Source organism: Synechococcus sp. CS-197 (assembly GCF_025128215.1).
Classification (GTDB): Bacteria; Cyanobacteriota; Cyanobacteriia; order PCC-6307; family Cyanobiaceae; genus Synechococcus_C.
Window position 1 is genome coordinate 31,692 of the sequence record NZ_JAHLZC010000004.1, and the last position, 24,031, is coordinate 55,722.

Annotated in this window: 22 protein-coding genes and 2 tRNA genes; 15 read left to right on the forward strand and 9 right to left on the reverse strand. The window is 62.8% G+C overall.

The features are described from left to right. Nucleotides 1-80: 80 nt before the first annotated feature. Both KQ296_RS00275 and murA read right to left on the reverse strand, forming a co-directional pair. Nucleotides 81-162: transfer RNA gene (locus tag KQ296_RS00275), tRNA-Leu, on the reverse strand. 38 nt (nucleotides 163-200) lie between these two features. Continuing rightward, entirely contained in the window at nucleotides 201-1,499 is a 1,299-nt protein-coding gene (gene murA, locus KQ296_RS00280; protein ID WP_259726276.1) for a UDP-N-acetylglucosamine 1-carboxyvinyltransferase, read from the reverse strand. 147 nt (nucleotides 1,500-1,646) lie between these two features. Between murA and KQ296_RS00285 the strand changes: the two genes are divergently transcribed. The 5 genes from KQ296_RS00285 (at nucleotide 1,647) to trpC (ending at nucleotide 5,244) form a co-directional block, all read left to right on the forward strand. Further along, nucleotides 1,647-1,730: transfer RNA gene (locus KQ296_RS00285), tRNA-Leu, on the forward strand. 36 nt (nucleotides 1,731-1,766) lie between these two features. Then, nucleotides 1,767-2,015, forward strand: a complete 249-nt coding sequence (locus KQ296_RS00290) for a hypothetical protein (RefSeq protein ID WP_186471558.1) — start codon at nucleotides 1,767-1,769, stop codon at nucleotides 2,013-2,015. Nucleotide 2,016: 1 nt separating this feature from the next. Beyond that, entirely contained in the window at nucleotides 2,017-2,892 is an 876-nt protein-coding gene (locus tag KQ296_RS00295) for an RNA methyltransferase (protein WP_259726277.1), read from the forward strand. Continuing rightward, nucleotides 2,889-4,337: a dihydrolipoyl dehydrogenase gene (lpdA, locus tag KQ296_RS00300; protein WP_011933642.1), complete on the forward strand. Its 1,449-nt coding sequence runs from the start codon at nucleotides 2,889-2,891 to the stop codon at nucleotides 4,335-4,337. Before KQ296_RS00295 ends, lpdA begins: the two co-directional genes overlap by 4 nt. 22 nt (nucleotides 4,338-4,359) lie before the next feature. After that, complete coding sequence (gene trpC, locus KQ296_RS00305; RefSeq protein WP_011933641.1) at nucleotides 4,360-5,244, forward strand: indole-3-glycerol phosphate synthase TrpC; 885 nt, start codon at nucleotides 4,360-4,362, stop codon at nucleotides 5,242-5,244. Between the two features lie 45 nt (nucleotides 5,245-5,289). Here trpC and KQ296_RS00310 read toward each other — a convergent pair whose 3' ends face one another. The 3 genes from KQ296_RS00310 to KQ296_RS00320 form a co-directional block, all read right to left on the reverse strand. After that, complete coding sequence (locus KQ296_RS00310) at nucleotides 5,290-5,889, reverse strand: superoxide dismutase (RefSeq protein WP_011933640.1); 600 nt, start codon at nucleotides 5,887-5,889, stop codon at nucleotides 5,290-5,292. Nucleotides 5,890-5,959: 70 nt separating this feature from the next. After that, complete coding sequence (locus KQ296_RS00315) at nucleotides 5,960-6,565, reverse strand: FKBP-type peptidyl-prolyl cis-trans isomerase (RefSeq protein ID WP_011933639.1); 606 nt, start codon at nucleotides 6,563-6,565, stop codon at nucleotides 5,960-5,962. Between the two features lie 35 nt (nucleotides 6,566-6,600). After that, nucleotides 6,601-6,930, reverse strand: coding sequence for a phasin family protein (locus tag KQ296_RS00320; RefSeq protein WP_011933638.1), 330 nt, complete (start codon nucleotides 6,928-6,930; stop codon nucleotides 6,601-6,603). Between the two features lie 53 nt (nucleotides 6,931-6,983). Between KQ296_RS00320 and KQ296_RS00325 the strand changes: the two genes are divergently transcribed. Further along, nucleotides 6,984-8,495 carry an apolipoprotein N-acyltransferase gene (locus KQ296_RS00325; protein WP_011933637.1) on the forward strand — a complete coding sequence of 504 codons (1,512 nt, stop codon included), beginning with the start codon at nucleotides 6,984-6,986 and terminating at the stop codon, nucleotides 8,493-8,495. Here KQ296_RS00325 and mnmA read toward each other — a convergent pair. Then, nucleotides 8,419-9,588: a tRNA 2-thiouridine(34) synthase MnmA gene (mnmA, locus tag KQ296_RS00330; protein WP_011933636.1), complete on the reverse strand. Its 1,170-nt coding sequence runs from the start codon at nucleotides 9,586-9,588 to the stop codon at nucleotides 8,419-8,421. The genes KQ296_RS00325 and mnmA overlap by 77 nt on opposite strands. Nucleotides 9,589-9,647: 59 nt before the next feature. Here mnmA and KQ296_RS00335 point away from each other — a divergent pair, with 59 nt between their 5' ends. From KQ296_RS00335 to KQ296_RS00345, 3 genes are all read left to right on the forward strand, one after another. Continuing rightward, the gene (locus tag KQ296_RS00335) at nucleotides 9,648-11,198 is read left to right on the forward strand and encodes a bifunctional ADP-dependent NAD(P)H-hydrate dehydratase/NAD(P)H-hydrate epimerase (RefSeq protein ID WP_011933635.1); all 1,551 of its coding nucleotides are present in this window, start codon (nucleotides 9,648-9,650) and stop codon (nucleotides 11,196-11,198) included. Nucleotides 11,199-11,355: 157 nt separating this feature from the next. Further along, nucleotides 11,356-12,297, forward strand: coding sequence for an RpoD/SigA family RNA polymerase sigma factor (locus KQ296_RS00340; protein WP_011933634.1), 942 nt, complete (start codon nucleotides 11,356-11,358; stop codon nucleotides 12,295-12,297). Nucleotides 12,298-12,334: 37 nt separating this feature from the next. Continuing rightward, nucleotides 12,335-13,249 (forward strand): histone deacetylase, encoded by a 915-nt coding sequence (locus KQ296_RS00345; RefSeq protein WP_011933633.1) that lies wholly within the window; start codon nucleotides 12,335-12,337, stop codon nucleotides 13,247-13,249. A 1-nt stretch (nucleotide 13,250) separates the two neighbouring features. Here the strand turns inward: KQ296_RS00345 and pdhA are convergent, their stop codons facing one another. Continuing rightward, nucleotides 13,251-14,345 (reverse strand): pyruvate dehydrogenase (acetyl-transferring) E1 component subunit alpha, encoded by a 1,095-nt coding sequence (pdhA, locus tag KQ296_RS00350; protein WP_011933632.1) that lies wholly within the window; start codon nucleotides 14,343-14,345, stop codon nucleotides 13,251-13,253. A gap of 85 nt (nucleotides 14,346-14,430) precedes the next feature. On the opposite strand from pdhA, the gene KQ296_RS00355 reads away from it, so the two are divergent. After that, nucleotides 14,431-16,527, forward strand: coding sequence for an ARC6/PARC6 family protein (locus tag KQ296_RS00355; protein ID WP_259726278.1), 2,097 nt, complete (start codon nucleotides 14,431-14,433; stop codon nucleotides 16,525-16,527). On the opposite strand, the gene KQ296_RS00360 is transcribed toward KQ296_RS00355, so the two are convergent. Continuing rightward, nucleotides 16,512-18,203, reverse strand: coding sequence for a SulP family inorganic anion transporter (locus tag KQ296_RS00360; RefSeq protein WP_011933630.1), 1,692 nt, complete (start codon nucleotides 18,201-18,203; stop codon nucleotides 16,512-16,514). The two genes, KQ296_RS00355 and KQ296_RS00360, sit on opposite strands and share 16 nt — an antisense overlap. An 85-nt stretch (nucleotides 18,204-18,288) precedes the next feature. Here KQ296_RS00360 and ffh point away from each other — a divergent pair, with 85 nt between their 5' ends. The 4 genes from ffh (at nucleotide 18,289) to KQ296_RS00380 (ending at nucleotide 22,092) form a co-directional block, all read left to right on the forward strand. Then, entirely contained in the window at nucleotides 18,289-19,773 is a 1,485-nt protein-coding gene (gene ffh, locus KQ296_RS00365) for a signal recognition particle protein (RefSeq protein WP_041428626.1), read from the forward strand. A 75-nt stretch (nucleotides 19,774-19,848) separates the two neighbouring features. Further along, entirely contained in the window at nucleotides 19,849-20,265 is a 417-nt protein-coding gene (rpsP, locus tag KQ296_RS00370) for a 30S ribosomal protein S16 (protein ID WP_011933628.1), read from the forward strand. An 8-nt stretch (nucleotides 20,266-20,273) separates the two neighbouring features. After that, nucleotides 20,274-21,305 (forward strand): PhoH family protein, encoded by a 1,032-nt coding sequence (locus KQ296_RS00375; RefSeq protein WP_011933627.1) that lies wholly within the window; start codon nucleotides 20,274-20,276, stop codon nucleotides 21,303-21,305. 52 nt (nucleotides 21,306-21,357) lie between these two features. Next, nucleotides 21,358-22,092 carry a Bax inhibitor-1 family protein gene (locus KQ296_RS00380; protein WP_011933626.1) on the forward strand — a complete coding sequence of 245 codons (735 nt, stop codon included), beginning with the start codon at nucleotides 21,358-21,360 and terminating at the stop codon, nucleotides 22,090-22,092. A 385-nt stretch (nucleotides 22,093-22,477) separates the two neighbouring features. Here the strand turns inward: KQ296_RS00380 and KQ296_RS00385 are convergent, their stop codons facing one another. After that, nucleotides 22,478-22,999, reverse strand: a complete 522-nt coding sequence (locus tag KQ296_RS00385; RefSeq protein WP_011933625.1) for a hypothetical protein — start codon at nucleotides 22,997-22,999, stop codon at nucleotides 22,478-22,480. Between the two features lie 72 nt (nucleotides 23,000-23,071). Between KQ296_RS00385 and era the strand changes: the two genes are divergently transcribed. Beyond that, the gene (era, locus tag KQ296_RS00390) at nucleotides 23,072-24,010 is read left to right on the forward strand and encodes a GTPase Era (protein ID WP_011933624.1); all 939 of its coding nucleotides are present in this window, start codon (nucleotides 23,072-23,074) and stop codon (nucleotides 24,008-24,010) included. Nucleotides 24,011-24,031 lie beyond the last annotated feature (21 nt).

Below are 24,031 nucleotides of genomic sequence, written 5' to 3' on the forward strand. Positions count from 1 at the left end.
ACGCTGTGCGATCGGTTCTCCGTTCGGGAGATTGAGCAGATCAGTCTCTCAGCGCCCGGTGCGATTCGCTGGAGGTGAAGTAGGAGCGGTGGGACTTGAACCCACATGCCCGAAGGCGCTCGATTTTGAGTCGAGTCCGTCTACCAATTCCGGCACGCTCCCCCGTTCATGACCTTAAGCGACCACCCCGTGCCCTCTGGTCAGGGCAGGTGCCGTTCGAGCACCGCACCGCAGGCACGCAGTTTGGCTTCGATTCCGGCATAACCCCGATCGAGATGGTTAAGGCCACTCACCTGGCTGCTGCCTCGAGCCACGAGGCCTGCAAGAACCATGGCAGCCGCTGCCCTGAGATCCGTGCCGTTCACTGGGGCAGCACTGAGGCTCGGGACACCCTCAACAATGGCGGTGCTCCCCTGGATGCGGATGGCTGCGCCCATCCTCTGCAGCTCGGCCACGTGTTGCATCCTGTTTTCGTAGATCTTCTCGGTGATCACGCTCGTGCCAGAAGCCGTGGCCAGCAGCGCCATGAAGGGAGCCTGTAGATCCGTGGGAAAACCGGGGAAGGGCTGGGTGGTGATGTCCACGCCCTTGATCGTTCCAGGGGTGATCGTGATGCCGTCCCCGTCGATCTCAAGCTCACAGCCACAGTCCCGCAGTTTCTGCAGCACAGCATTCAGATGCTCGGGCACAACCGGTGCAACCCGCAGCCGGGAACGGGTGATGGCCGCTGCGAGCAGAAAGGTTCCAGCCTCGATGCGATCAGGAATCACGGAGTACTCACACCCGTGCAAGGCCTCCACCCCGTGAATCGTGATTGTGGGACCACCCGCGCCGGTGATGCGCGCCCCCATGGCATTGAGGAGGTTGGCAAGATCCTGAACCTCAGGCTCCTGAGCAGCGTTTTCAATCACGCTGGTGCCTTCAGCCAGAGTCGCGGCCATCAGGATTGTTTCCGTGGCGCCCACGCTCGGGCAGTCCAACACGATGGACGCCCCTTTGAGCCGCTTGCCCTCGCCGGGAACGGCCGCTGTGACGACACCGTGCTCCACGGAGACCGATGCGCCCAAGGCTTTCAAACCGCGGATGTGCTCCACTACAGGCCGTGCGCCGATGCGGCAGCCGCCAGGGAGGGGCACCTTGGCGTACCCCATCCGGGCGAGGATGGAACCAATCGCAAAAAAGCTGGCCCTCAGCCCATTCACTAGGTCGTAGGGGGGTTCGGCGCTTGTGAGATGGGACGCCTCGAGTTCGACAGTTTCTGAGCGGCGATGAACCTTCACTCCAAGGGACACCAGGATGTTTTCCATCCCGTCGATGTCGGTGAGGGGTGGAACGTTGTGAAGAGTGAGACGTTCAGCCGTGAGCAGGGAGGCCGTCATCAACACCAGGGCTGAGTTCTTGGCTCCACTGACCTTCAGTTCTCCCTGAAGACTGTGTCCACCATCGATTGCGAGGTGCGGCTTGAGAATGTCCTGAGACGGAGGCGCCGCGGTCGTCATTCCTCGCTTTCTTGCGGAAGTCGCCCCATCTTGACGAGATCGCCTGAGACCGTCTAGACGGCCGGCGCTCAAACTGGCTTGATCACGCCTGGAGAGGTGGCCCTTCGATGACCTATGGTCATTTGGTCGCCTACGCGACACACGCCAGCGGATGTGGCGGAATTGGTAGACGCGCTAGTTTCAGGTACTAGTGGCAGCAATGTCGTGGGAGTTCAAGTCTCCCCATCCGCACTATGTTGTTAGAGCTAGAGCCTCTAACTGCTGACCATGATCGTACTGAAGATTTCCAACTCTTCTGAGGTGGTGGCGGCGAAGGTTGGCAAGTTCCTTGAGTTTTTAACTCCCGATTCCGTTGATGTGTCTGCGGTTGAGGATCAGGTGATCAAAAAAATGGTTGAGAATCTCGCCGCCGAAGGACTGAAAGGTGAGATCGCTGCTGTCAATGGTTTGGATATTGATGGATCAGATCTGGCGATTCACGAAGGCATGAAGGTGCGGAAGCACACCAGCTTCTGACGTGCCAGTGATTGCAGGGGCTGAGGGTGAGCCGATTTCGAGTCGGCGCAATCCCCTGATCAAACGCATTCGCTCGTTGCAGAGCAAGGCCGGTCGGGAGAGTGAGCAGTGCGTGTTGCTCGAGGGAACGCATCAGGTGCAGGAGCTGCTCGCCCAGGGCGAGGCGTGGACCGACCCCCTGTCTGTTTTGGTCACGCCGCTCTGGCTTCAGCGCCATCGGGACTTGCTGGCCCAGTTGCCAGGACCGGTTCAGGTGCAGTTGATGACGCCCGAAGCGCTCGGAGCTGCTCTGACCACCGTGCACCCCGACGGAGTCGCCTGTCTCTGGCCGCTCAAGTCTTTGCCGGCCGCAGGTCCCCACCCAAACTTTGTTCTTGCCCTCGATCGCCTGCAGGATCCTGGCAATGTGGGAACCCTGCTGAGAACAGCTCTGGCAGCCGATGTTGAGCAGGTCTGGATGGGGGCCGGAGCTGATCCACTGGGCTCGAAAGTGGTGCGGTCCGCTGCCGGAGCACTCCTCTCAATGCCCTACCGACGCTTCGGCCCTACCGACGCCCAGGGTGTTGAACAACTGGCCACTGCCCTGAAGGATGCGAGAACCAGGGGACTGCAGGTGGTGGCCACCCTTGTGCCGGATGCAGCAGCCGGTCTTCCGGTTCAGCCCTATTGGCAATTGGACTGGTGTCGCCCCACCGTGCTGGTGCTCGGTAATGAGGGGGCTGGCTTGCATCCCCAGCTGCTGGGCTGTTGCAGCCATGGCGTCACCCTTCCTCATGGCCGCAAAGTGGAGTCATTGAATGTGGCAGCTGCCGCCGTACCCCTGCTCTTGGAACGACGACGGGCGACAATGACGGCTCCCATGCAGCAGTCCGGGTGAGCGACGCCAGTTTCGACTTCGATGTGATCGTGATCGGTGCCGGTTACGGCGGTTTCGATGCAGCGAAGCATGCTGCCGAGCATGGCCTGAAGGTGGCGATCATCGAGTCGCGCGACATGGGCGGAACCTGTGTGAACCGCGGCTGTGTTCCTTCCAAGGCTCTGCTCGCCGCTTCAGGCCGTGTGCGCGAGCTGGCCGATGCCGACCATCTGGCCGGTTTCGGGATCCATGCCGCCCCGGTGCGTTTCGAGCGCCAGAAAATTGCGGATCACGCCAATCAACTGGTCGCCACGATTCGCGGCAACCTCACCAAAACCCTGGAAAGGGCTGGGGTGACGATCATTCGCGGTCAGGGGCGTTTGGAGTCGGCTCAGGCCGTGGGCGTGAGGGAAATCAGCGGCGTGGACCGTGTGATCACCGGCAAGGACGTGATCCTGGCCACAGGATCGGATCCGTTCGTTCCGCCCGGGATCGAGACCGATGGTCGCAGCGTGTTCACCAGTGATGAGGCCGTCAGCCTGGAGTGGCTGCCGCGCTGGCTCGCCATCATCGGCAGTGGCTATATCGGCCTGGAATTCGCCGACGTCTATACGGCTCTCGGCTGCGAGGTCACGATGATCGAGGCATTGGATCGGGTGATGCCGACCTTTGATCCCGACATCACCCGCATCGCGGCACGTCATTTGATTGACGGACGGGACATTGATGCGCGATCCGGGGTGCTGGCCCAATCGATCAAACCCGGAGCTCCGGTCCAGATCGATCTGGTCGACATGAAGACCCGTGAGCCTGTGGAGACCCTCGAGGTGGATGCCGTGCTGGTGGCCACTGGCCGGGTTCCGAGCAGCCGCAACCTCAACCTGGACAAGCTCGGTGTGGAAACCCAACGCGGCTTTGTGCCGATCAATGACCGCATGCAGGTGCTGGCCAACGGGCAGCCGGTCCCCCACCTTTGGGCCGTTGGTGATGTCACCGGCAAACTGATGCTGGCGCACACGGCTGCGGCGCAGGGGACGGTGGCGATCGACAACATTCTTGGCCACAGCCGCGAGATCGATTACCGCAGCATTCCTGCTGCCACCTTCACCCATCCAGAGATCAGTTCGGTGGGCCTCAGTGAGGCCGATGCCAAGCAGTTGGCGGCTGATCAGGGATTTGAGCTGGGGGTGGTGCGCAGTTACTTCAAGGCCAATTCCAAAGCGCTCGCTGAACTCGACAGCGACGGTCTGATGAAGCTTCTGTTCAACAAGGCCTCTGGAGAGGTGCTGGGAGCCCACATCTATGGCCTGCATGCCGCCGATCTGATCCAAGAGGTGGCGAATGCCGTGGCCCGTCGCCAGAGCGTGCGTCAGCTCTCCACCGAAGTGCATACCCATCCCACCCTCAGTGAGGTTGTGGAGGTGGCTTACAAGCAGGCGGCAGCCTCCCTTCTCACACCTGCCTGATTCCTTTCGTTCCGCATCTGCTATGGAGATCCGTCGTCGACCGCCCAACCCCAAGGTTCAGGTGGCCCATCTCGAATACGCCATCCCCCACCAGGATGGTGAACCGCGCAACATTCTCGAGAAGATTGTCTGGGAAAAGGATCGCGAGATCGAAACCGCCCGCCAGCGCATGCCACTGGTGCAGTTGAAGGCACGGGTTGCTGAACTGCCACCGGCGCTGGACTTTCTGGGAGCGTTGCGTCAGGCCCCTGTGGCTCCTGCAGTGATTGCTGAAGTTAAGAAGGCCAGTCCCAGCAAAGGGGTGATTCGTGAGGATTTCGATCCCGTTGCCATCGCCAAGGCCTATGCCGCTGGTGGGGCCAGTTGTCTGTCCGTGCTCACGGATCGCACCTTTTTTCAGGGTGGCTTCGATGTGCTGGTTGCTGTGCGCGAAGCCGTGGACCTGCCGTTGCTCTGCAAGGACTTCATCCTCAGTCCCCATCAGCTTTACCAGGCGCGTGCGGCTGGTGCCGATGCGGCTCTGCTGATTGCTGCCATCCTCACGGACCAGGATCTCGCCTATCTCCAGAAGGTGGCCGCCACCCTGGGTCTCACCGTGCTGGTGGAAGTGCACGATGCCGCGGAGATGGAGCGCATTCTCACCCTTGGAGGCTTTCCTCTCATCGGCATCAATAACCGCGACCTCACCAGCTTTGAGACGGATCTGGCAACCACAGAAGCGCTCACGCAACAGTTTGCGGATCGCCTGCGCGCGCAGGACGCCTTCCTCGTCAGTGAATCGGGTTTGTTTGCGCGTGCCGACTTGAATCGTGTGCAACGCAGTGGTGCCGGTGCGGTGCTCGTGGGCGAAGCCTTGATGCGTCAAGACAATGTGGAGCAGGGGCTGCGCGATTTGATCGCGCCATAAAAAAGCCCCCGCTTTGCGGGGGCTCACGGTTCGCTCAGCGCCGGATCAGGCGGCAGCCAGGTTGGCGGCCACGAAATCCCAATTCACCAGCTTCTCGAGGTAGGTGGTGATGTAATCGGGGCGGCGGTTCTGATAGTCGAGGTAGTAGGCGTGCTCCCACACGTCCATGGTGAGCAGAGCCTTCTGACCGTGGGCCAGAGGAAGATCAGCGTTGGCGGTTTTGGTGATCTTGAGCGTGCCGTTCTCGACGATCAACCAGGCCCAGCCGCTGCCGAACTGGGTGGCACCAGCAGCCTTGAACTGCTCAACGAAGGCGTCGTAGCTGCCGAAGTCAGCGTTGATCTTGTCGAGGAGGGCTCCACTGGGCTGACCACCACCACCGGGCTTCATGCACTGCCAGTAGAAGCTGTGGTTCCAAACCTGGGCAGCGTTGTTGAACACGCCGGCCTTGCTGGCGTCACCGGACACAGCGGAGATCACTTCTTCGAGGCTTTTGCCGTCGAGATCCGTGCCCTCGATCGCCTTATTCAGGTTGGTGACGTAACCGTTGTGGTGCTTGCCGTGGTGGAACTCGAGCGTGGAGCGGGAGATGTGGGGCTCCAGCGCATCGAGGGCGTAGGGCAGCGCAGGGAGGGTATGGGCCATGGGAAGGGCAACCGAGCGACGGGATCCTAACGACAGTGCGTGACCTTCAGCTGTTGCCCGCTTGGCGGGCTCAGCCCTTCACTTCCAGCAACTCCACCTCAAAGATCAGCGTGGCGTTGGGGGGAATCACGCCACCGGCACCACGGGTTCCGTAGCCCAGATCGGGGGGGATCACCAGCTTGCGCTTGCCGCCCACCTTCATGCCCTGGACCCCTTCGTCCCAACCCTTGATCACACGGCCGGCACCGAGGGGGAAACTGAACGGCGTGCCACGGTCATAGCTGGCGTCGAATTGGCGGCCGTCTTCGAGCGTGCCGCGGTAGTGCACCACCACGGTTTGCCCGGAGGTTGCTTCGGCGCCGGTGCCCTCCACAAGGTCGGTGATCCGCAGACCGCTGGCTGTGATTTCAGGCTTTTCAGCACTCATCGGGCCTCCGAGAGCGGACGCATCAGCCTGATTGGAGTCGGGTGCCATGGCAAAGAGGGTTGGATTGGTCTCGTCAGGGTCGAGCTCCATCGCCGTGGAGGCTTGCACGTCCGCCGTCTGAGCGGCAGACGCCTGCACGGTGGAGGTGGGTGGTGCTGCAATCACGGTGGACGGGGCGACCACCTGACTCACCAGCGCCACCATGAGGCACGCCACGCAAACAGCAGAACTGATCAGAATGTCGCGCACTGGAGCTTCCTTGATTCCGGGAGAGTCTGGCAGGTTCAGTCCTGGCGTTCGCGCTGACGGAGTTGCTGCTCCAAGCGATCGATGCGGCCGCGCAGTTCATCCAGCTCTTTCTGGCTGGCAACGCCGAGATCCTGCAGAAGGTGGTCGCGGTTGCGTTCCAGGTTGCGCCCCATCTGTTGCTCAAGTTCGGGGGTTTCGCCCCGCAGAGCTTTGAGCACGTCGTCCACCAGAGCCGAGGCTTGGCTGGCGTCGAGGCGGCCACTGCTCACCCAGTCCTGAGTTACGCCGCGCAGGCGTTCGGCCACCAGGGTGGTGGTGCCGAGGCCTCGTAGCAGTATCTGTTGGAGAGGGTTGGCGGTCTCCATCGCGGAACTCGAGCGTTGTGACTTCAGGATGGCGTCAACCTCTGGGGGGCACCATGGGCAATGACCGATCCCAGATCCTGGTTCGGGCTCTGCTGGGAGGTGTGCTGGCGGGCATTGGTCTGAGCCTGTCGGGGATTTGGTGGATGGTTCCCGCGCTGGCCTTGCTGTGGTCGGTGGCGTTGCATCCGTTGGCCGCAGCACTTTGGGGGGGGCTGGCCGTGGCCATCAGTCATCGCTGGCTGCTGGCCTTGCACCCACTCACCTGGTTAGGGGTGCCAGAGCTTCTCAGTCGTCCTGTGGCAACAGCGATTTGGCTCAGCTGTGGGCTGGCTGCCGCCTTGTTGTTGAGTGCCTGGAGTCTGGTGGTTCGGCTGCTGCCAGGGCGTGCAGGTGCGTTGCAGGCGCTGGTGTTGTCCCTGCTCTGGGGCCTTGGAGAAACCTTGCTGTCGCGTGGCCCACTGTTCTGGATCGGTGTGGGGGGAAGCGTGTTTCCTTCGGATCCTGCTTTCGGTGGATTGGCGCGTTGGTGTGGTGCCGGAGGCCTGGCGGCCTTGCAGCTGTTTCTGGGCTGGTGGTTGTGGACGCTATGGGTCAGCACTGATCGTGAGCGCAGGCGTTACCGCCTGCTCGGGATCGGCGTGGTCGGCTTGGCGCTCCTGCACGGTCTTGGTGCTGCGGCCCTGGTCGGCACCGACCGTGGGGCTCTCCCTGCAGACCCCCTGAACCTGGCGCTGTGGCAGCCCGCGATTCCCACCCGGGAGAAATTCAGCGAGGAGCGCCAGAGCCAGTTCCCGCGACGACTGCACGCTGCCTTGACCCGAGCGGATGCTGATGGGGCTGAACTGCTGATTGCCCCTGAGGGAACCTTGCCCCTGCAGCGAGGGAACCTGCTGGTTGAGCCCATTCCTCTCGTCAGCGGTGGTTTTCGTTGGGTCGCAGGCCGTCAGCGCAGTGCTCTGCTGCTCGTGCAAGGGGAGGGCGGTGCTCCTGGCGCCGTGATCGATAAGCATCGACTCGTCCCCCTCGGGGAATGGACTCCGGCCTTGCCAGGCCTGGCGGGGTTGTCCGCCGTGGGTGGCCTCGAACCGGGGGAGGCCTCCAGGCTCTGGCGTTGGGGCGGGCCCCCTGCCCAGGTCGCCATTTGTTACGAAATTGCCAACGGCACGGCCCTCGCCCGAGCGGCTGCTGAGGGTGGGCAATGGATCCTCGCAGCGGCCAATCTGGATCCCTATCCCTTGCTGCTGCAGCAACAGTTCTTGGCTCTGGCGCAACTGCGCAGTGTGGAGACGGCCCGCCCGCTGGTGTCTGTTGCCAATACAGGCCCCACGGCCGCGATCAACGCTGAGGGACAGCTTCTGTCCCGGTTGCCAGCGATGCGCTCTGGCCTGCTGAACGTGCGGGTGCAACCCAGCGCTGTTGTGACTCCTTACGCGCGACTGCGCGAGTGGCCCCTGGTGGGAGTTTTGTTGATCGTCGCCGCAATGCTCTTCAGGCTGAGGTCTGGATCAGACCACCCCCCAGAACCGCGTCACCGTCGTAGAACACCGCCGCCTGCCCAGGAGTGATCGAGAACTGGGGTTCGTCAAAGTCAAGCCTGCAGCGGTGGGGGCGTTCGGCTGCTGCATCCGAAGCTTCCGCAGTCATGGTGGTGAGTCGCGCGGGAACAGGAGCACTGCGGTAGCGCACCTGCACCTGCACCATCTGCGAGTGCTCAGGAGCCGGTGGCGCCATGGAGACCCAGTTGATCGCGCCCACAACACAGTGGCTGCGACCGGCCTGATCGCGCGTCGCGACGACGACCCGGTTCATTGCGGCATCGAGGCGAACCACGTGCAGGGGCTCGCTCCAGGCGACGCCCAGTCCCTTGCGCTGCCCGATGGTGAAGTGCTCGATGCCGTCGTGTTCTCCCACGACCGTTCCATCTTGAAGAACGATTTCCCCTTGCCGCGGAGGCAGGTAAGCATCCAGAAAGGCGCGCATCGATCCATGGTGATCGGCAAGACAGAGGTCCTGGCTTTCCGGCTTGGCCGCCGTGCGCAGTCCATGGCGAGCGGCCTCCAACCGGGTGTCGGGCTTGGTGAGTTCTCCAAGGGGGAACACCACGCGGGCCAGCACCTCCTGGGTGAGGTCGTAGAGGAAGTAGCTCTGGTCTTTGCGGGCATCAAGGCCGCGCAACAAGCGCCATCGGCCCGTGGTCTCGTCAAAACGGAGTCGGGCGTAATGGCCGGTGGCAATCCGAGCGAGACCGCGTTTCTCCTGGGCCCACTGCAGCATGGGCGAGAACTTCACAGCCCGGTTGCAACGCGAACAGGGCAAGGGTGTGATGCCGGCCTGGTAGCCCTCAATCAGGCCATTCACGATCTCGCGCTGGAAGGTGTCACGTGAATCCACAACGTGATGAGGAATCTCGAGTTGCTCGCAGATCCCAGCGGCGTCCACCAATCCCTCCGCGCAGCAGGCTCCCTTCCCGCTCATCAACCAAAGGGTGAGGCCTTCCACCTCCCAGCCGGCCTCAACCAGCAAGGCTGCGGTGAGAGAGCTGTCCACACCACCGGAAAGCCCCACGGCAACACGATGCTCTCCGGGCCAGTGGCGCAAGCGATCCAGGGCTTCGGCTCCGGCGGGTGTGGCGGCGGTAACTGGAAACGCGGCCGGCATGGGCTGACGGACAGAAATGGGCTTCTCTCTCCATAGTGAGGTCCCATGGGCCCCCCTCCATGCCTTGGCCAGCTGTCGATGCTGATCATCTGCTGGTTCGCAGTGATCAGATGCTGGAGCTGGAGCAGCAGTGGCTGGCCAGCGGCCTGCCCGTCGCTGCCTTGATGGAAACGGTCGGCCAGAGGATGGCGGAGTGGTGTCTGCAGCGTCCAGCGCGTCTGGCCCAAGGGGTCTTGGTGCTTGTGGGGCCTGGCCATAACGGAGGCGACGGGCTGGTTCTGGGCCGAAAGTTGCTGGAGAGGGGCATCACCGTGCGTGTTTGGGCCCCGTTGCCTCTGCGGCAGTCCCTCACCCGCGATCACTGGCGGCACCTGCTGTGGCTGGGGGTGTCGGTGCAGGAGTCCGAGCCTGACCCCGCAGATCCAGCCCTGTGGATCGATGCGCTCTTTGGTCTCGGCCAGACGCGACCCCTGCCCGATCCGGTGGCGCACCTGTTGCAGCAGCGTCAGCTCTGCGCACCCGGACAGTTGATCAGCCTGGATTGCCCAGCTGGTTTGGACAGTGATTCAGGCGCTTCGTTGGGAGCCGCGGTCGCCGTTGCCTCCGACACCCTCACTGTGGCTTTCATCAAGCAAGGACTGGTTCAGGACGCGGCTTTGCCCCTGGCCGGCACCGTGCATCGCATCGATCCAGGGGTCCCGCCAGGGCTGATGGCTTCCCTGGTGTCTCCCCCCGTGCTTCAGGTGGGGGGCCGAGACCTCGAGACCCTTCCGGTTCCTGCTGAGAGCAGCACGGCGATGAAATACGAGCGTGGACGTTTGTTGCTCATTGCCGGCAGCGACGCCTACCGCGGCGCAGCGCACCTTGCGCTGCGAGGGGCTTTGGCCAGTGGTGCCGGCAGTGTGCGGGCGGCTCTGCCAAGGGCTGTGGATCAACAGCTCTGGCAATGGGCTCCGGAAGTGATCTCGGAGCCCGCACTCGAGTCGGATGGCCATGGATCACTGCTGTGGGGGCCTGCTTTGGAACGCAGCGATCTCAATCGGCTGGATGCCGTGCTTGTGGGACCGGGTCTGGGATCCGTCGAGGGGGTCTGGCGAGGCTGGGCCGAACCTTTGCTGGCCTTCCCAGGCCTTCTGGTGCTTGATGCCGATGCACTCAATCAACTCTCCGGGGAGGTTGAGGGCTGGCGCTGGTTCTTGAAGCGGAGGGGACCCACCTGGATCACCCCCCACCCTCAGGAATTTGCACGACTGTTCCCCTGCTGCGATCAGGGCACTCCGCTGGAACGCGCCGTCGCCGCTGCCGAACGCAGCGGTGTGGTGGTGTTGCGCAAAGGGGCACACAGTGTGATCGCAGACCCCTCCGGATCGGTGCATCAGCTGGTGGGGACGGATCGCCAGGTTGCACGCACCGGGCTCGGGGATCTGTTGGCGGGCTTGGCCGGGGGGTGGGGAGCACGGCTGCAGGCCGCCGCTGGCCCGGTGGATGGGGCCGCTCTGGCCGCGGTGGGGCTGATGCATGCCCAGGCCGCTGGCCGCTGCAGCCGCGGCAGCGGGGCCCTGGTGATCGCTGATGAACTGGCGCAGTTGGTGCGATCAGTGACGAAATGACGTGAGGTGTGAAGTATTTCTTGAGGTTTCCACACGGGATGAAGCGAACTTCATTGGTTTGTGTCGTTTTCAACGTACGAATCTGAAGGGTTGCTGAAAACACATCCGGTCAGGGGGATTTCATAGGACAGTCGCATCACGCCATTAGTTCATCCCCATGCCCTCAGCCGCAGCCGGGGTTTCTGAAACCCAGAGACGACGAAGCAGTGATCCAATCAGTTGGTATCTCGCAACGATTGGAAGAATTCCTTTGCTGACGCCTGCCGAGGAAATCGAGCTTGGAAACCAAGTGCAGCAGCTGATGCAGCTCACTGAAGATGGGTCGATTGCAGCGGACAGTGATCAGTTTGATGGCAAGCAGCGCCGTTTGATTCGGGTGGGTCAGCGTGCCAAACAACGCATGATGAAAGCCAACCTGCGTTTGGTTGTCAGCGTCGCGAAGAAATATCAGGGCAAGGGTCTAGAGCTTCTCGATTTGATACAAGAAGGTTCTCTCGGTCTTGAACGTGCCGTTGAGAAATTTGACCCCACCCGTGGTTATAAATTTTCCACTTATGCGTTCTGGTGGATCCGCCAGAGCATGACCCGGGCGATTGCCTGTCAGTCGCGCACGATCCGTTTGCCCGTTCACCTCAGCGAACGTCTCACCACCATCCGCAAGGTGAGTTTGGATCTCGCGCACAAGCTGGGAGCCATGCCCAGCCGCCTTGAAATCGCCGAGGCGATGGATATGCCAGTGGAGGAGCTTGACTCCCTGCTCAGACAGGCACTGACCACCAGCAGCCTGGATGCACCGGTGAACGGAGAGGAAGGGCGCAGTTTTCTTGGCGATCTGATCGCTGATTCCTCCCTCGAGGAGCCTCTCGACCGGGTGGAGCAGCGGATGCATCACGAGCAGCTCGGTCGCTGGATGAGCCACCTCAGTGATCAGGAGCAGCATGTGCTCACCCTGCGTTTCGGCCTGAACGGCAACGAACGCCACACCCTGGCCGAAATCGGCCGGCTCCTCGACGTGTCCCGCGAGCGCGTCCGTCAGGTGGAGCTCAAGGCCTTGCGCAAGCTTCGCAATCTCACCCGTCGGGTGGCACCCACGTTCTGAGTTCCGTCTTGCAGACTTCACGGATCGAACCGATCCGTTGAAGCCACCGCTCGTCTATCACGAGGCCTACAGCGCACCCCTTCCCAGCAGCCATCGCTTTCCGATGGCGAAGTTTCGGGAGCTTGAGCGCTGCCTCTTCGAGTGTGGACTGGCGCACGCCGGGCAGATGCATCGCCCCCTACCTGTGCCGCGACGCTGGCTCGAGCTGGTGCATCAGAGGAGTTACCACGAAGCCTTTGCGCGCGACCGCCTCGACCGGCAGGCGCAGCGCCGCATTGGCTTGCCTGCCACGACGCCCCTGGTGCAACGCACCTGGCTCGCTGTGGGTGGCACTGTGCTCACGGCCAGGCTTGCTCTGCGCCATGGCTTGGCCTGTCACCTTGCGGGTGGCACCCACCATGCCTTTCCCAATTTCGGCAGTGGATTTTGCATCTTCAACGATCTCGCGGTCTGCGCGCGCGTGCTGATCGAGCAGGAAGGCCTTCAGCGGGTGCTTGTGGTTGATCTGGATGTGCACCAGGGGGATGCCACCGCCCTGATCTTCAGCGGCGATGCGCGCGTGTTCACCTTGTCCGCCCATGCCGCATCAAACTTCCCGTCCCGCAAGCAGGTCAGCGATCTCGACCTGCCTCTCAGCGACGGTCTGGAGGACAGGGCCTACCTGCAGACCGTCGGCGACCATCTTCCCGACGTTTTGGATCGCCTGCGTCCTCAATTGGTCTTGTACAACGCAGGCGTTGATCCCCATCGGGATGATCGGCTCGGCCGTCTCGCCCTCACGGATCTAGGGCTTCTGCAGAGGGATCATCTGGTTCTTGATGCCTGCCTCCGCCGCGGGGTTCCCGTAGCCACCGTGATCGGCGGCGGCTACGACGCCATGATTCCACTGGTGAAACGACACGCCTTGGTGTTCCGCGCTGCGGCGGATCAGGCGCGGCTGCACGGGTTGTGATTCAGTCGTCAGCCCAGATGTAACGGGTGAGTTCGGAGCCATCGGGCTCAGGAGCGTTCAGGGCGAAATCAACGCAGTCTTGAACCTCGGCGTCGATCTCTTTCTCGATCGCCCGGAGCTCATCCGCGCTCACCAGATTGGCGGCCAGGAGATCCCGCTCCAGGGCTTTCAGAGGGTCGCGTTTCGCCCAGAACTGCTTTTCTTCCTCGGCTCTCAACTCGTCCGGGTCGGCGAGGGAGTGGCCTCTGAAGCGGTAGGTGAGGCATTCCAGAACGGTCGGGCCTTCTCCAGCTCGGGCGCGTTCCACGGCTCTCTGGGCTGCGGCGCGGACAGCTAGCACGTCCATGCCATCCACCTCTTCACCCGCCATGCCGAAGGCGCCGGCCTTGCGCCAGATTTCAGGATCGCTCGTGGCGCGATCGTGAGCCATGCCGATGGCCCACTTGTTGTTTTCCACCACGAACAGGATGGGCAGCTTCCAGAGTTGCGCCATGTTCAGGCACTCGAAGAACTGGCCGTTGTTGCACGTGCCATCGCCGAAGAACGCCGCCGTGACGGCATTGCTGCTGGAATCACCAAGGGCATCGCGCTTGTAGCGGCTGGTGAAGGCTGCCCCCAGCGCAACGGGAATCCCTTCGCCGATGAAGGCGAAACCTCCAAGGAGATGGTGTTCCTTGGAGAAGAGGTGCATCGAGCCACCGCGACCCTTGCTGCAACCTGTTTCCTTCCCGAACAGCTCACTCATGACCTCACGGGCCGGGACGCCGGCACTCAGGGCATGCACGTGGTCGCGGTAGGTGCTGCAGAACCAGTCGTGCTGGCGCTTCATGGCGCCGATGACCCCCGTACTCACAGCCTCCTGGCCGTTGTAGAGGTGCACGAAACCGAACATCTTGCCGCGGTAGTACATCTCCGCGCACTTGTCCTCGAAGCGTCGTCCGAGCGTCATGTCCCGGTAGAGCTCCAAACCGGTCGCGCGATCCACCGTGGCTCTCTGGGCGGTGACCAGGCTGGATAAACGCTCGGCATGGGCCCCGACGAGACCGCCCTGGGATGACGTGCGTGATTCGGTGCCCACTGCGATGTCCTGGCTCATGGCACTGCGTGATCGACCACCGACTTTAAGGGGCGATGGTGAATCAATGGGCAAAACCCCAGACACTGTCTACAGTCTGCAGCCAATGGTGAATTTGCTGGTGGACCTGCCCATCGACCATTTCCGGCTGCTGGGCGTCAGTCCCACCGCCGAAGCCGAAATGGTTCTCAGGACCCTTCAGCTGCGTCTGGATCGCGCTCCAGACCAGGGCTTCACCCATGATGCGCTCAGCCAACGTGCTGAGCTTCTGCGCCTCTCAGCCGATCTTCTCAGCGATCCCCTCCGCCGACGGGAGTATGAGGCGACGCTGTTGGAACTGGGACGCGACCGCCCCGGCGAAACGGCTGGCTTGGAGCTTGCCTTCAACCGGGAAGTGGCCGGATTGATCTTGCTCTGGGAGGCCCATGCCCCCCACGAAACCTTTCAAATGGCCCGCCAGGCGCTGCAGCCCCCGCAGGCACCGGCTCTGGGCAGTGGCCGTGAGTCGGATCTGTCCTTGCTGGCGGCGCTTGCCTGCAGGGATGCCGCCGGCCAGGACCGAGACCAGCGTCGCTACGAATCGGCAGCGACATTGCTGCAGGAGGGCATTCAGCTGCTTCAGCGCATGGGCAAGTTGCCGGATCAGCGCCAACTGCTGGAGAGCGAACTCCTTCAGCTCAGGCCCTATCGCATCCTGGATCTGCTCAGCCGCGATCTCGCCGAGCAATCCGCTCGGCGCGAGGGCCTGGCGATGCTGGAAACCTTCATCCTTGAGCGTGGGGGCCTTGAGGGAACGGCAGCGGCTGCTCAAGAGCCCGCCGCGGTGCCCGGCGCCATGGATCAGGGTGCCTTCGAGCTGTTTTTTCAGCAGATCCGCCGCTTTCTGACGGTTCAGGAGCAAGTGGATCTTTTCGGCCAACTGCAGCAAGCCGGCTCGATCGATGCGTCCTTTCTCGGGGTGATGGCGCTCGCGGCGGCGGGTTTCTCCCAGCGCAAGCCCGAACGGGTTCAGGATGCCCGTACCAAGCTCGAGGGCTTGGTGCTTGAGGGCTTCGACACCCAGCCCCTGCTGGGTTGCCTTGATCTGCTTCTCGGGGATGTCGACCGTGCCGAACGTCGCTTTTCCACAAGTGCAGACCCGGCACTGAAAGCCTGGATGGACGATCATCCAGGTGATGGTCTGGCGTCACTCTGCGAGTACTGCCGCACCTGGCTCGGGCGAGATGTGCTGCCGGGTTATCGGGATGTGGATGCGGATGCTGTTGATCTCGAGACCTGGTTCGCTGATCGCGACGTGCAGGCTTACGTGGAGAGCCTGGAACGCAAGCAGGCGAGGCAGGCATCGGTCCCACAGCCCCAAGCGGACGCGTTTCCGCCATTCGGCCTCGATCCCGATGGCACCCTGCCGATGACCATGCCAGCGCCAGCGGTGGTTGACGACAGCAGCGCCTCCCCTGAGGACGAGGACGAGGGTGTTGCGGCGCCTCCGTTCGCCGGGTTGCGCATGCCCCAGCTGCGCTGGCCAGCTTGGCCCTCACTCTCTGTTCCTGAAATTCCGCGTCCCAGCCGTTCGCTGCTGATTGGCTCGGGTGTGTTCGCTGCGCTGGTGGCAGTGGTCGCGGCCGGCAGTTTGATCGGCCTGCGCCGGGACGCCGATTCCGGTGCCGCCGGTTCAGGCTCTGCCAGTGGTGAGGCGACGGCTCCAGCCAAGGCACCCTCGTCGCCGCAAGACAATGCTGCGTCTCCCACCGCCACGCTCAAGCCGGAGCCCAAAGCATCTGGCTCCGCCGTGCCAGCGGTGGTGGCTCCCCTGACGGCGGAGCAGCCAACGGCAGCGCAACTGCAGCGCCTGCTGCAAAGCTGGTTGGATGGCAAAGCTGTCGTCCTGCAAGGTGACGGAACGGCCCAGTCGCGGTTGCAGTCGATCGCCAGGCCCGGATTGATCAGCCAGGTGCGCCAGGAGCGGGCGGCCGATCAGGCCGTCGGTCTGAAGAAAACGATTGAGGCTTCGATCACGTCGGTGCAGCTCGTGAGCGAAACGCCGCAGCGGATCGAATTGCTGGCTGAGGTCGACTACCGCGACCAAACCGCCACCCCAGCGGGTCGCGTCGTGGCGACGACGGAACCATCGATGATTCGCGTGACCTACATCCTGGGCCGGGATGCCGATGGCTGGCGCCTGCAGGCTTACATCCCAGGTTGACCAGGCGTCATCCGGAAGGCTCTGACGGCTTGATGCAACGTGGGAAACAGCTTTTGCTCAAGGGTCGGGCTGTCCATGCCCATGGCTTTCAACCCCTGAATGAACTCGCTGCGGCGTCCGGCGAGCACCAGGCGGATGCCTTCGGATTCCAGGAATTGGTTGAGTTGTTGCAGGGCGTTCACGCCACTGATATCGATGCGATCCATCGGGATGGCATCGACCACGAACCACTGCGGTTTTGGAGTCGCTTCGGCAACGGCTCGGCGGGATTGCTCCAGGAAGTGGTCGGCATTGAAGAACACCAGGGGAGCGTTGAAGCGGAACAGCATCAGGCCAGGAACTGCTTTGCCATCGGGATGGGTCTGCAGGGAATGGAATCCCTGAAGCCCTTTCACCCGTCCGAGCAGCTCCACGCGGGGGCGGGCCGTGTGTTTCACAAATCGGATCACCGCCAGCGCCACGGCGATCAGAATTCCGTTGATCGCCCCCAGGGTCACCACCCCCAGGGATGTGATCAACGACAGAGCAAATTCCTTGCGATCGAGCGTCCAGAGACGCTTCAGGCTGGCCAGATCAAACAGGGAGTAAGCCGCCAACATCAGCACCGCCCCGAGGGCCGCCAGCGGTACAAATTGCATCGGCGCGGTGAACCAAAGCAGGATTGAGGCCAACGCTGCTGCCGCCACCAGACCGGTGACCTGGCTTCGCCCTCCACTGGTCACCGCCATGGCCGTGCGTGAATCGGCACCGGTCACGGCGAAACCGCCGGATAGGGCTGAGGCCATGTTGGCTACCCCATAGGCCACCAGTTCCCGGTCAACATCGATGCGGTAGCCGCCGCGGGAGGCGAAGCTTCGGCAGGTGATCGTGCCGCTGGTGAACAACACGAGGGCCACGCCAGCCGAGGATCCAGCCAGAGACGGCAGCGCACTCAGAGGGGCGGAGGGCAGCTTCAGCGGCGGCAGGCCTGCTTGCACCGGGGCGAGCACCGCCACGTTGATGCTGGTGAGATCGAGCAACCAGACGGCGAGCGCGCCCAGCACCAGCACCAGCAGGGCTGCGGGGATGCGCGGGAGCAGACGCTGGCTCAGCAGCAGAACGGCAAAGCTGAACAGGCCCAGCAAGAGCGTGGGTGTATGGGTCTGCGGCAGTTTCTGGATGATCTCCAGCAGCCTGGGAATGATTCCACCGCTGTGCACCGAGAAGCCCAGCAGCTTGCCGATCTGGCCCAGCACAATGCTGAAGGAGATGCCGTTGAGAAATCCGATCAGGATCGGGCGGGAAAGGAAGTCGGCCAGCACGCCGAGGCGGAACAGGCTGGCCAGGATGCAGAACAGGCCGGTGAACAGGGTGAGCACCATCACCATGGCGGCATAGAGCCCCGGATCTCCACCTGCCAGAGGGGTCACCGCTGCCGCGAGCATGGCGCAGGTGGCGGCGTCAGGATTGACCATCAGCTGCCTGGATGTGCCGAACAGGGCATAGGCCAACAAGGGGAGAATGCTGGCGTAGAGACCGGTCACCGGAGGGAGCCCGGCCAGTTCGGCATAGGCGATCGACACGGGAAGCGCCACAGCGGCCACCGACAGGCCTGCGAACACGTCGCGGAACAGATCTTGAGAGGGGCGATAGCCCCGCAGGGCCACCAGGCCTGGAGCCAAAGAGGCGAGTCGCATGGCATCACGCTCTGCTGCAACCCTAGAAATCACCGCCGAGCCCGGCCACTTTTACGATCAGTGGTCTGCAACCGCCGCGTCAACGATGTTCGATGAGCTGTCAGCCCGCTTTGAAGATGCGGTCAAGGGGCTGAGAGGTCAGGACAAGATCTCCGACACCAACGTGGAGGGAGCGCTCAAGGATGTGCGCCGCGCCCTCCTGGAAGCGGACGTGAGCCTTCCTGTGGTGAAGGCGTTTGTGGCCGATGTGCGCGAGAAGGCCGTTGGCTCTGATGTGGTGCGAGGCGTTAGCCCGGATCAGAAGTTCATCCAGGTTGTGCACGAGCAGCTGGTTGAGGTGATGGGTGGGGGGAACGCCCCGCTGGCCCAGGCCGAGACGGCGCCCACCGTTGTGTTGATGGCCGGTTTGCAGGGCGCTGGTAAAACCACCGCCACGGCCAAGCTCGGCCTGCACCTCAAGGACCAGGGGCGCCGCGCTCTGATGGTGGGCGCCGACGTGTACCGCCCGGCGGCCATCGAGCAGCTCAAGACCCTGGGTGGGCAGATCGGCGTGGAGGTGTTCAGCCTTGGCGCTGATGCCAAACCCGAAGCCATTGCGGCTGCCGGTTTGGCCAAGGCGAAGGAGGAGGGCTTCGACACCCTGCTGGTCGATACCGCGGGTCGCCTCCAGATCGACAGCGAGATGATGGAGGAGATGGTGCGGATCCGCACCGCCGTGCAGCCGGATGAAGTGCTGCTGGTGGTGGATTCGATGATCGGCCAGGAAGCGGCCGAGCTCACCCGTGCTTTCCACGAACAGGTGGGGATCACCGGTGCCGTGCTCACCAAGCTGGATGGCGACTCCCGCGGTGGAGCGGCGCTGTCGATCCGCAAGGTGAGCGGCCAGCCGATCAAGTTCATCGGAACCGGCGAGAAGGTGGAGGCTCTGCAGCCCTTCCACCCGGAGCGGATGGCCAGCCGCATCCTCGGCATGGGTGATGTGCTGACGCTGGTGGAGAAGGCTCAGAAGGAGGTGGAGCTGGCTGATGTCGAAAAGATGCAGAAGAAGCTGCAGGAAGCCACGTTCGACTTTTCCGATTTCGTGCAGCAAATGCGTCTGATCAAGCGCATGGGTTCGCTGGGGGGCTTGATGAAGATGATCCCGGGGATGAACAAGATCGACGACGGCATGCTCAAGCAGGGCGAGCAGCAGCTGAAGAAGATCGAAGCGATGATCGGCTCCATGACGCAGCAGGAGCGGGAGAATCCCGACCTGCTGGCGGGTCAGCCCTCCCGGCGACGCCGGATTGCCCGGGGAAGTGGTCACCAGCCTGCGGATGTGGACAAGGTGCTGGCGGATTTCCAGAAGATGCGTGGCTTCATGCAGCAGATGACCCAAGGCGGAGGCATGCCCGGCATGGGTGGCTTCCCTGGAATGGGTGGCGGTATGCCTGGAATGGGCGGATTCCCAGGGATGGGAGGTGGCATGCCCGGGATGCCCGGCATGCCGGCGGGACGGGCTGGGCGCGGCGGCGGGACCCCTCGCCGGCAGCGTCCGGCCAAGAAGAAGAAAGGCTTCGGGCAGCTCTGATCCCCCGGCAAGGTAAGTTGGTTGTTTGGCGCACGTTTCACCTGCGCCGATGTTTCCACCTCAGCAAGCGCCACGATGATCAAGCTCCGCCTGAAGCGGTTCGGTAAGAAGCGGGAAGCGAGCTTCCGCCTCGTGGCGTGCAACAGCACTTCCCGCCGCGACGGACGTCCCCTGCAGGAGCTCGGGTTCTACAACCCCCGCACCAAGGAGACCCGTCTGGATGCCGAAGCGCTGCGTCAGCGTTTGAGCCAGGGTGCTCAGCCCACCGATGCGGTTCGCACCCTGCTTGAAAAGGGTGGCTTGATCGAGAAAACCGTTCGCCCCGCTGAGATCGTCGGCAAGCTCAAGCAGGCGGCGAAGCGCGAAGCGGATGCCAAGCAGGCGGCCAAAGAGGCTGCCGAAGCCAAAGCTGCAGCGGAAGCCGAGGCCAAGGCTGCTGCTGAGGCCGAATCCGCTGACGCGGGTGCAGAAGAAGCACCTGCTGAAGCCTGATCAGCAGCATGTCCGAGGCTGCCTCAGACGGTTGCTTCGTCTTTGACCTTCCCCATACAGAAGCCGTCCTTGCTCTCACGGGAGGCCCTGCCGGTCAGACCCTCCGTCAACTGGAGGCTCTGACCGGTGCCTCTCTGGTGATCCGTGGATTGCAGCTTGTGATCCAAGGCCGTCCAAGCCAGTTGGAGCGCACGGCGGCAACGGTGGAACTGCTGCGCAAATTTTGGCAGGAGGGTGAGTCGATTTCCCAGGTGGATCTGCAATCGGCTTTGCAGGCTCTGGACACAGGACGGGATCGCGAGCACGACGCCATGGGCCAGCAAGTGCTGGCCAAAAATCAACGGGGGGCTCTTTTGCGTCCACGCACGTTGCGTCAGAAGACCTACGTGGAAGCGATGGAGCGCAACGATCTCACGTTTGCTCTTGGACCAGCAGGCACAGGAAAGACGTTTCTGGCCACGGTTTTGGCCGTGCGCATGCTTACCGAGCGCAAAGTGGAGCGCTTGGTGCTCACCCGACCCGCGGTGGAAGCAGGGGAGCGCTTGGGTTTTCTGCCCGGAGACCTTCAGCAGAAGGTGGATCCCTATCTAAGGCCTTTGTACGACGCCTTGCACATGCTGCTGGGCCCTGAAAAAACGGCCGCCATGCTTGAGAAAGGCGTGATTGAAGTGGCCCCGCTCGCTTACATGCGCGGTCGCACGCTGGCGGAGTCGTTCGTGATTCTCGATGAGGCTCAGAACACAACGCCGGCGCAGATGCGCATGGTGCTGACCCGGTTGGGGGAGCGCTCGCGCATGGTGGTGACCGGTGACATCACCCAGGTGGATCTGCCGCCAGGTCAGCTGAGTGGTTTGGTGGAAGCCTCCGAGGTGCTCGATGGCGTGGAGGGGGTGGCTGTTTGCCGCCTCACCGCCGCCGATGTGGTGCGCCATCCCCTGGTTCAGCGAGTGGTGGAGGCCTATGCCCGTCGCGACAAAACCCATCCCCGCCGGGATGGGGCCCCTGCGCGCCGTTCGATGGGGAGATCCGCACCGAGATAAAGCCCACAACTCTGTTGTCGCTGGCAAGATATTTTCAGTGATCTGGGGCGGTATGCCAGCCAGCAGCAATTTCCAAAACGCCATTCGCGAGGCGCAATCCAGCGCCCTCGTTGGGCCCAACGTGGTGAACAAAGCCCTCCCCTATGTGGGAGGCGGCATGGCTCTGACGGCAGCGGGCGTTGTGGGCGGTATGGCCACCATGGCCTCTATCGGCTTTCAAGCCTTCAACGGGCTGTCGCTTGTCGCGATCATTCCCTGGTTCATTCTGTTTTTTGTGGCCCAGAACGCGGCCAGCAAAGCGAACAACGGCACAGCCTTGCCCTTGATGGCAGCGTTCAGCCTTCTCACGGGCTTCACGCTCACGGGCCTCGTTGTGCAAGCGATCGCAGTGGCGGGTGTGGCCTCCATCGGCATTGCAGCACTGGCCACTGGCCTCACCTTTGTGGTCGCCTCTGTGGTGGGCCGGCGCATGAGCGACAGCGTCGGTCAGGCGCTCACGGCTGTGGTGGGCCTCGGTTTGATGGGGCTGATCATCGCCATGGTCGGCATTTTCGTGGCCGGCTTCTTCATTCCCGGCATCTACGCCGCCACCAACCTGGCGATTGCAGGCCTGGGCACGGTGATCTTCGTGGGCATGGCCTTTGTGGACTTCTACACCATGCCTCGCACGTACCGGGATGATCAGTACCTGTCCGGTGCTCTGGGGATGTATCTCACCTACATCAACCTGTTCATCTTCATTCTTCGCTTGGTGATCGCCCTCCAGGGGGGTGGTCGCCGCGACTGACGCCAAGGTGCTGAACGCGAGCTTCAGAGTGTTGAGCCCCGGCCCTGTGCCGGGGCTTTTTTTTGGCAAACGTTGGCCGGAGTGTCCCGGCGATTGGCCATAAAAAACCCGGGACAACTCCCGGGAACTGAGCCGACTGATCCCCATCACCCGGCCGTTGAGCCATCACGATAAGGGGCCGATCACAGGATGCGTCTCACCTTCAGATTGCTCTAATAGTGCTGCATCACGTTCCTTCATGTTCGCAGCCACCAGATGTGGTGCTGGATTTTGGTCAGATCTCTGGCTATGGTCAGGTTTCCCCATCACCCGGCCCAAAGCTTCACGCTTTGGGCTTTTTTGTTGCTGACTCACACCAGATCTGGTGTGGACGGTTTGGTGGTTGTCATGATTCTGCGACGGCCTGAACGGCGTCGCCGATCGCCGCTTTCTGATCGTCGTCGTACCCCCAGCGCTCGAGGAAGCTGAGGTCGTCGCCACGGCTGTGGCTGGCTGCATCGAGCAAGGTTTCCAGTCGCTCCTTCACCCGGTGGCTGTCGAGCTGACGGAGCAGTTCGGTGCAGCGCTGATTCACCCGCTCGGATCCCAGGGCTTGGGCCTCATCGCCGTTGTTGCGGTGGTGCACCACCATCGCCGCGCTCATGGCCAGATTGCGTGCGGTGAGATCCACCACCCCATCGCCCGCTTCACGCAACTTGATCACGAGAGGGTCCGGCAGTCGGTCCATCAAGCTGCTCTCGCCGGCGAGGCTCACCACAAAGAAGCCCCTGGCACCGTCGCGGCTGGCGACCAGTTCGGCCGCGCGATCCGCCATCACCTCATCGCTGATCTCCTCGTCATCCCACTGTTTCAACCAGGTGGCGGCGATCTCCATTGCCTCCTGGAAGCTGGGGGTTCGGTCTGTCATGGCCAAGTCGTGCCCGCCCCATCAGGCTATTTCTCTGAATCGGCCAGGGCCGCGACCGCGCAGACTGGGTTGATGCAAGTCACTCCATCAGCGGCGGGTCACCGCTCCGGCTTTGTGGCCCTGATCGGACGTCCCAATGTCGGTAAGTCCACGCTGGTGAATCAGCTGGTGGGCGACAAGGTGGCGATCACCTCTCCTGTGGCCCAGACCACGCGCAACCGCTTGCGCGCAATCCTCACCACCGACGAAGCTCAATTGATCCTGGTGGACACACCTGGGATCCACAAGCCCCACCACCTACTGGGAGAACGCCTGGTGCAGAGCGCTCGCTCGGCGATCGGGGAGGTGGATCAGGTGCTTCTGTTGTTGGAGGGCTGCGAGCCCCCGGGCCGCGGGGATGCCTTCATCGTCAATCTCCTGCGTCAGCAACGGCTGCCGGTGCAGGTCGTGCTCAACAAATGGGATCAGGTCCCCACGGCACAGCGACCGGAAGCCGATGCGGCTTACCGCGATTTACTGGCGGAGTCGGGCTGGCCCATTCATCATTGCTGCGCGCTCACGGGTGAAGGTTGCCCTGAGCTCGTGCAAGCCGTCAGTGCCTTGATGCCCGAAGGGCCCCAGCTCTATCCACCGGAGATGGTCAGTGACCAGCCGGAACGGCTGTTGATGGCCGAACTGATTCGTGAGCAGGTGCTGCTGCTCACCCGGGAGGAGGTGCCGCACAGTGTGGCGGTCAGCATCGACAGGGTGGAGGAGATGCCGTCGAAAGGCAAAGGAGGGGGCCGAACTGCGGTGCTGGCCACCGTGCTGGTGGAGCGCAAGAGTCAGAAGGGCATCCTGATCGGCAAGGGTGGCGCCATGCTCAAGGCCATCGGCCAGGGGGCGCGCTTGCAGATGCAGACCCTGATTGATGGTCCGGTGTATCTGGAGTTGTTCGTGAAGGTCGTCCCCGACTGGCGCAGCAAGCCCCAGAGGCTTGCTGAGCTGGGGTACGCCGAAGAGGGGCGTTGACCCCTGCCCTGCGAGGATGGA

Bases quoted from the DNA above. Each gene is read 5' to 3' on its own strand.
- murA (WP_259726276.1), bottom strand. From the start codon at position 1,499: ATGACGACCGCGGCGCCTCCGTCTCAGGACATTCTCAAGCCGCACCTC.
- KQ296_RS00290 (WP_186471558.1), top strand. From the start codon at position 1,767: ATGATCGTACTGAAGATTTCCAACTCTTCTGAGGTGGTGGCGGCGAAG.
- trpC (WP_011933641.1), top strand. From the start codon at position 4,360: ATGGAGATCCGTCGTCGACCGCCCAACCCCAAGGTTCAGGTGGCCCAT.
- KQ296_RS00310 (WP_011933640.1), bottom strand. From the start codon at position 5,889: ATGGCCCATACCCTCCCTGCGCTGCCCTACGCCCTCGATGCGCTGGAG.
- KQ296_RS00320 (WP_011933638.1), bottom strand. From the start codon at position 6,930: ATGGAGACCGCCAACCCTCTCCAACAGATACTGCTACGAGGCCTCGGC.
- KQ296_RS00325 (WP_011933637.1), top strand. From the start codon at position 6,984: ATGGGCAATGACCGATCCCAGATCCTGGTTCGGGCTCTGCTGGGAGGT.
- mnmA (WP_011933636.1), bottom strand. From the start codon at position 9,588: ATGCCGGCCGCGTTTCCAGTTACCGCCGCCACACCCGCCGGAGCCGAA.
- KQ296_RS00335 (WP_011933635.1), top strand. From the start codon at position 9,648: ATGCCTTGGCCAGCTGTCGATGCTGATCATCTGCTGGTTCGCAGTGAT.
- KQ296_RS00340 (WP_011933634.1), top strand. From the start codon at position 11,356: ATGCCCTCAGCCGCAGCCGGGGTTTCTGAAACCCAGAGACGACGAAGC.
- pdhA (WP_011933632.1), bottom strand. From the start codon at position 14,345: ATGAGCCAGGACATCGCAGTGGGCACCGAATCACGCACGTCATCCCAG.
- KQ296_RS00355 (WP_259726278.1), top strand. From the start codon at position 14,431: ATGGTGAATTTGCTGGTGGACCTGCCCATCGACCATTTCCGGCTGCTG.
- KQ296_RS00360 (WP_011933630.1), bottom strand. From the start codon at position 18,203: ATGCGACTCGCCTCTTTGGCTCCAGGCCTGGTGGCCCTGCGGGGCTAT.
- ffh (WP_041428626.1), top strand. From the start codon at position 18,289: ATGTTCGATGAGCTGTCAGCCCGCTTTGAAGATGCGGTCAAGGGGCTG.
- rpsP (WP_011933628.1), top strand. From the start codon at position 19,849: ATGATCAAGCTCCGCCTGAAGCGGTTCGGTAAGAAGCGGGAAGCGAGC.
- KQ296_RS00375 (WP_011933627.1), top strand. From the start codon at position 20,274: ATGTCCGAGGCTGCCTCAGACGGTTGCTTCGTCTTTGACCTTCCCCAT.
- KQ296_RS00380 (WP_011933626.1), top strand. From the start codon at position 21,358: ATGCCAGCCAGCAGCAATTTCCAAAACGCCATTCGCGAGGCGCAATCC.
- KQ296_RS00385 (WP_011933625.1), bottom strand. From the start codon at position 22,999: ATGACAGACCGAACCCCCAGCTTCCAGGAGGCAATGGAGATCGCCGCC.
- era (WP_011933624.1), top strand. From the start codon at position 23,072: ATGCAAGTCACTCCATCAGCGGCGGGTCACCGCTCCGGCTTTGTGGCC.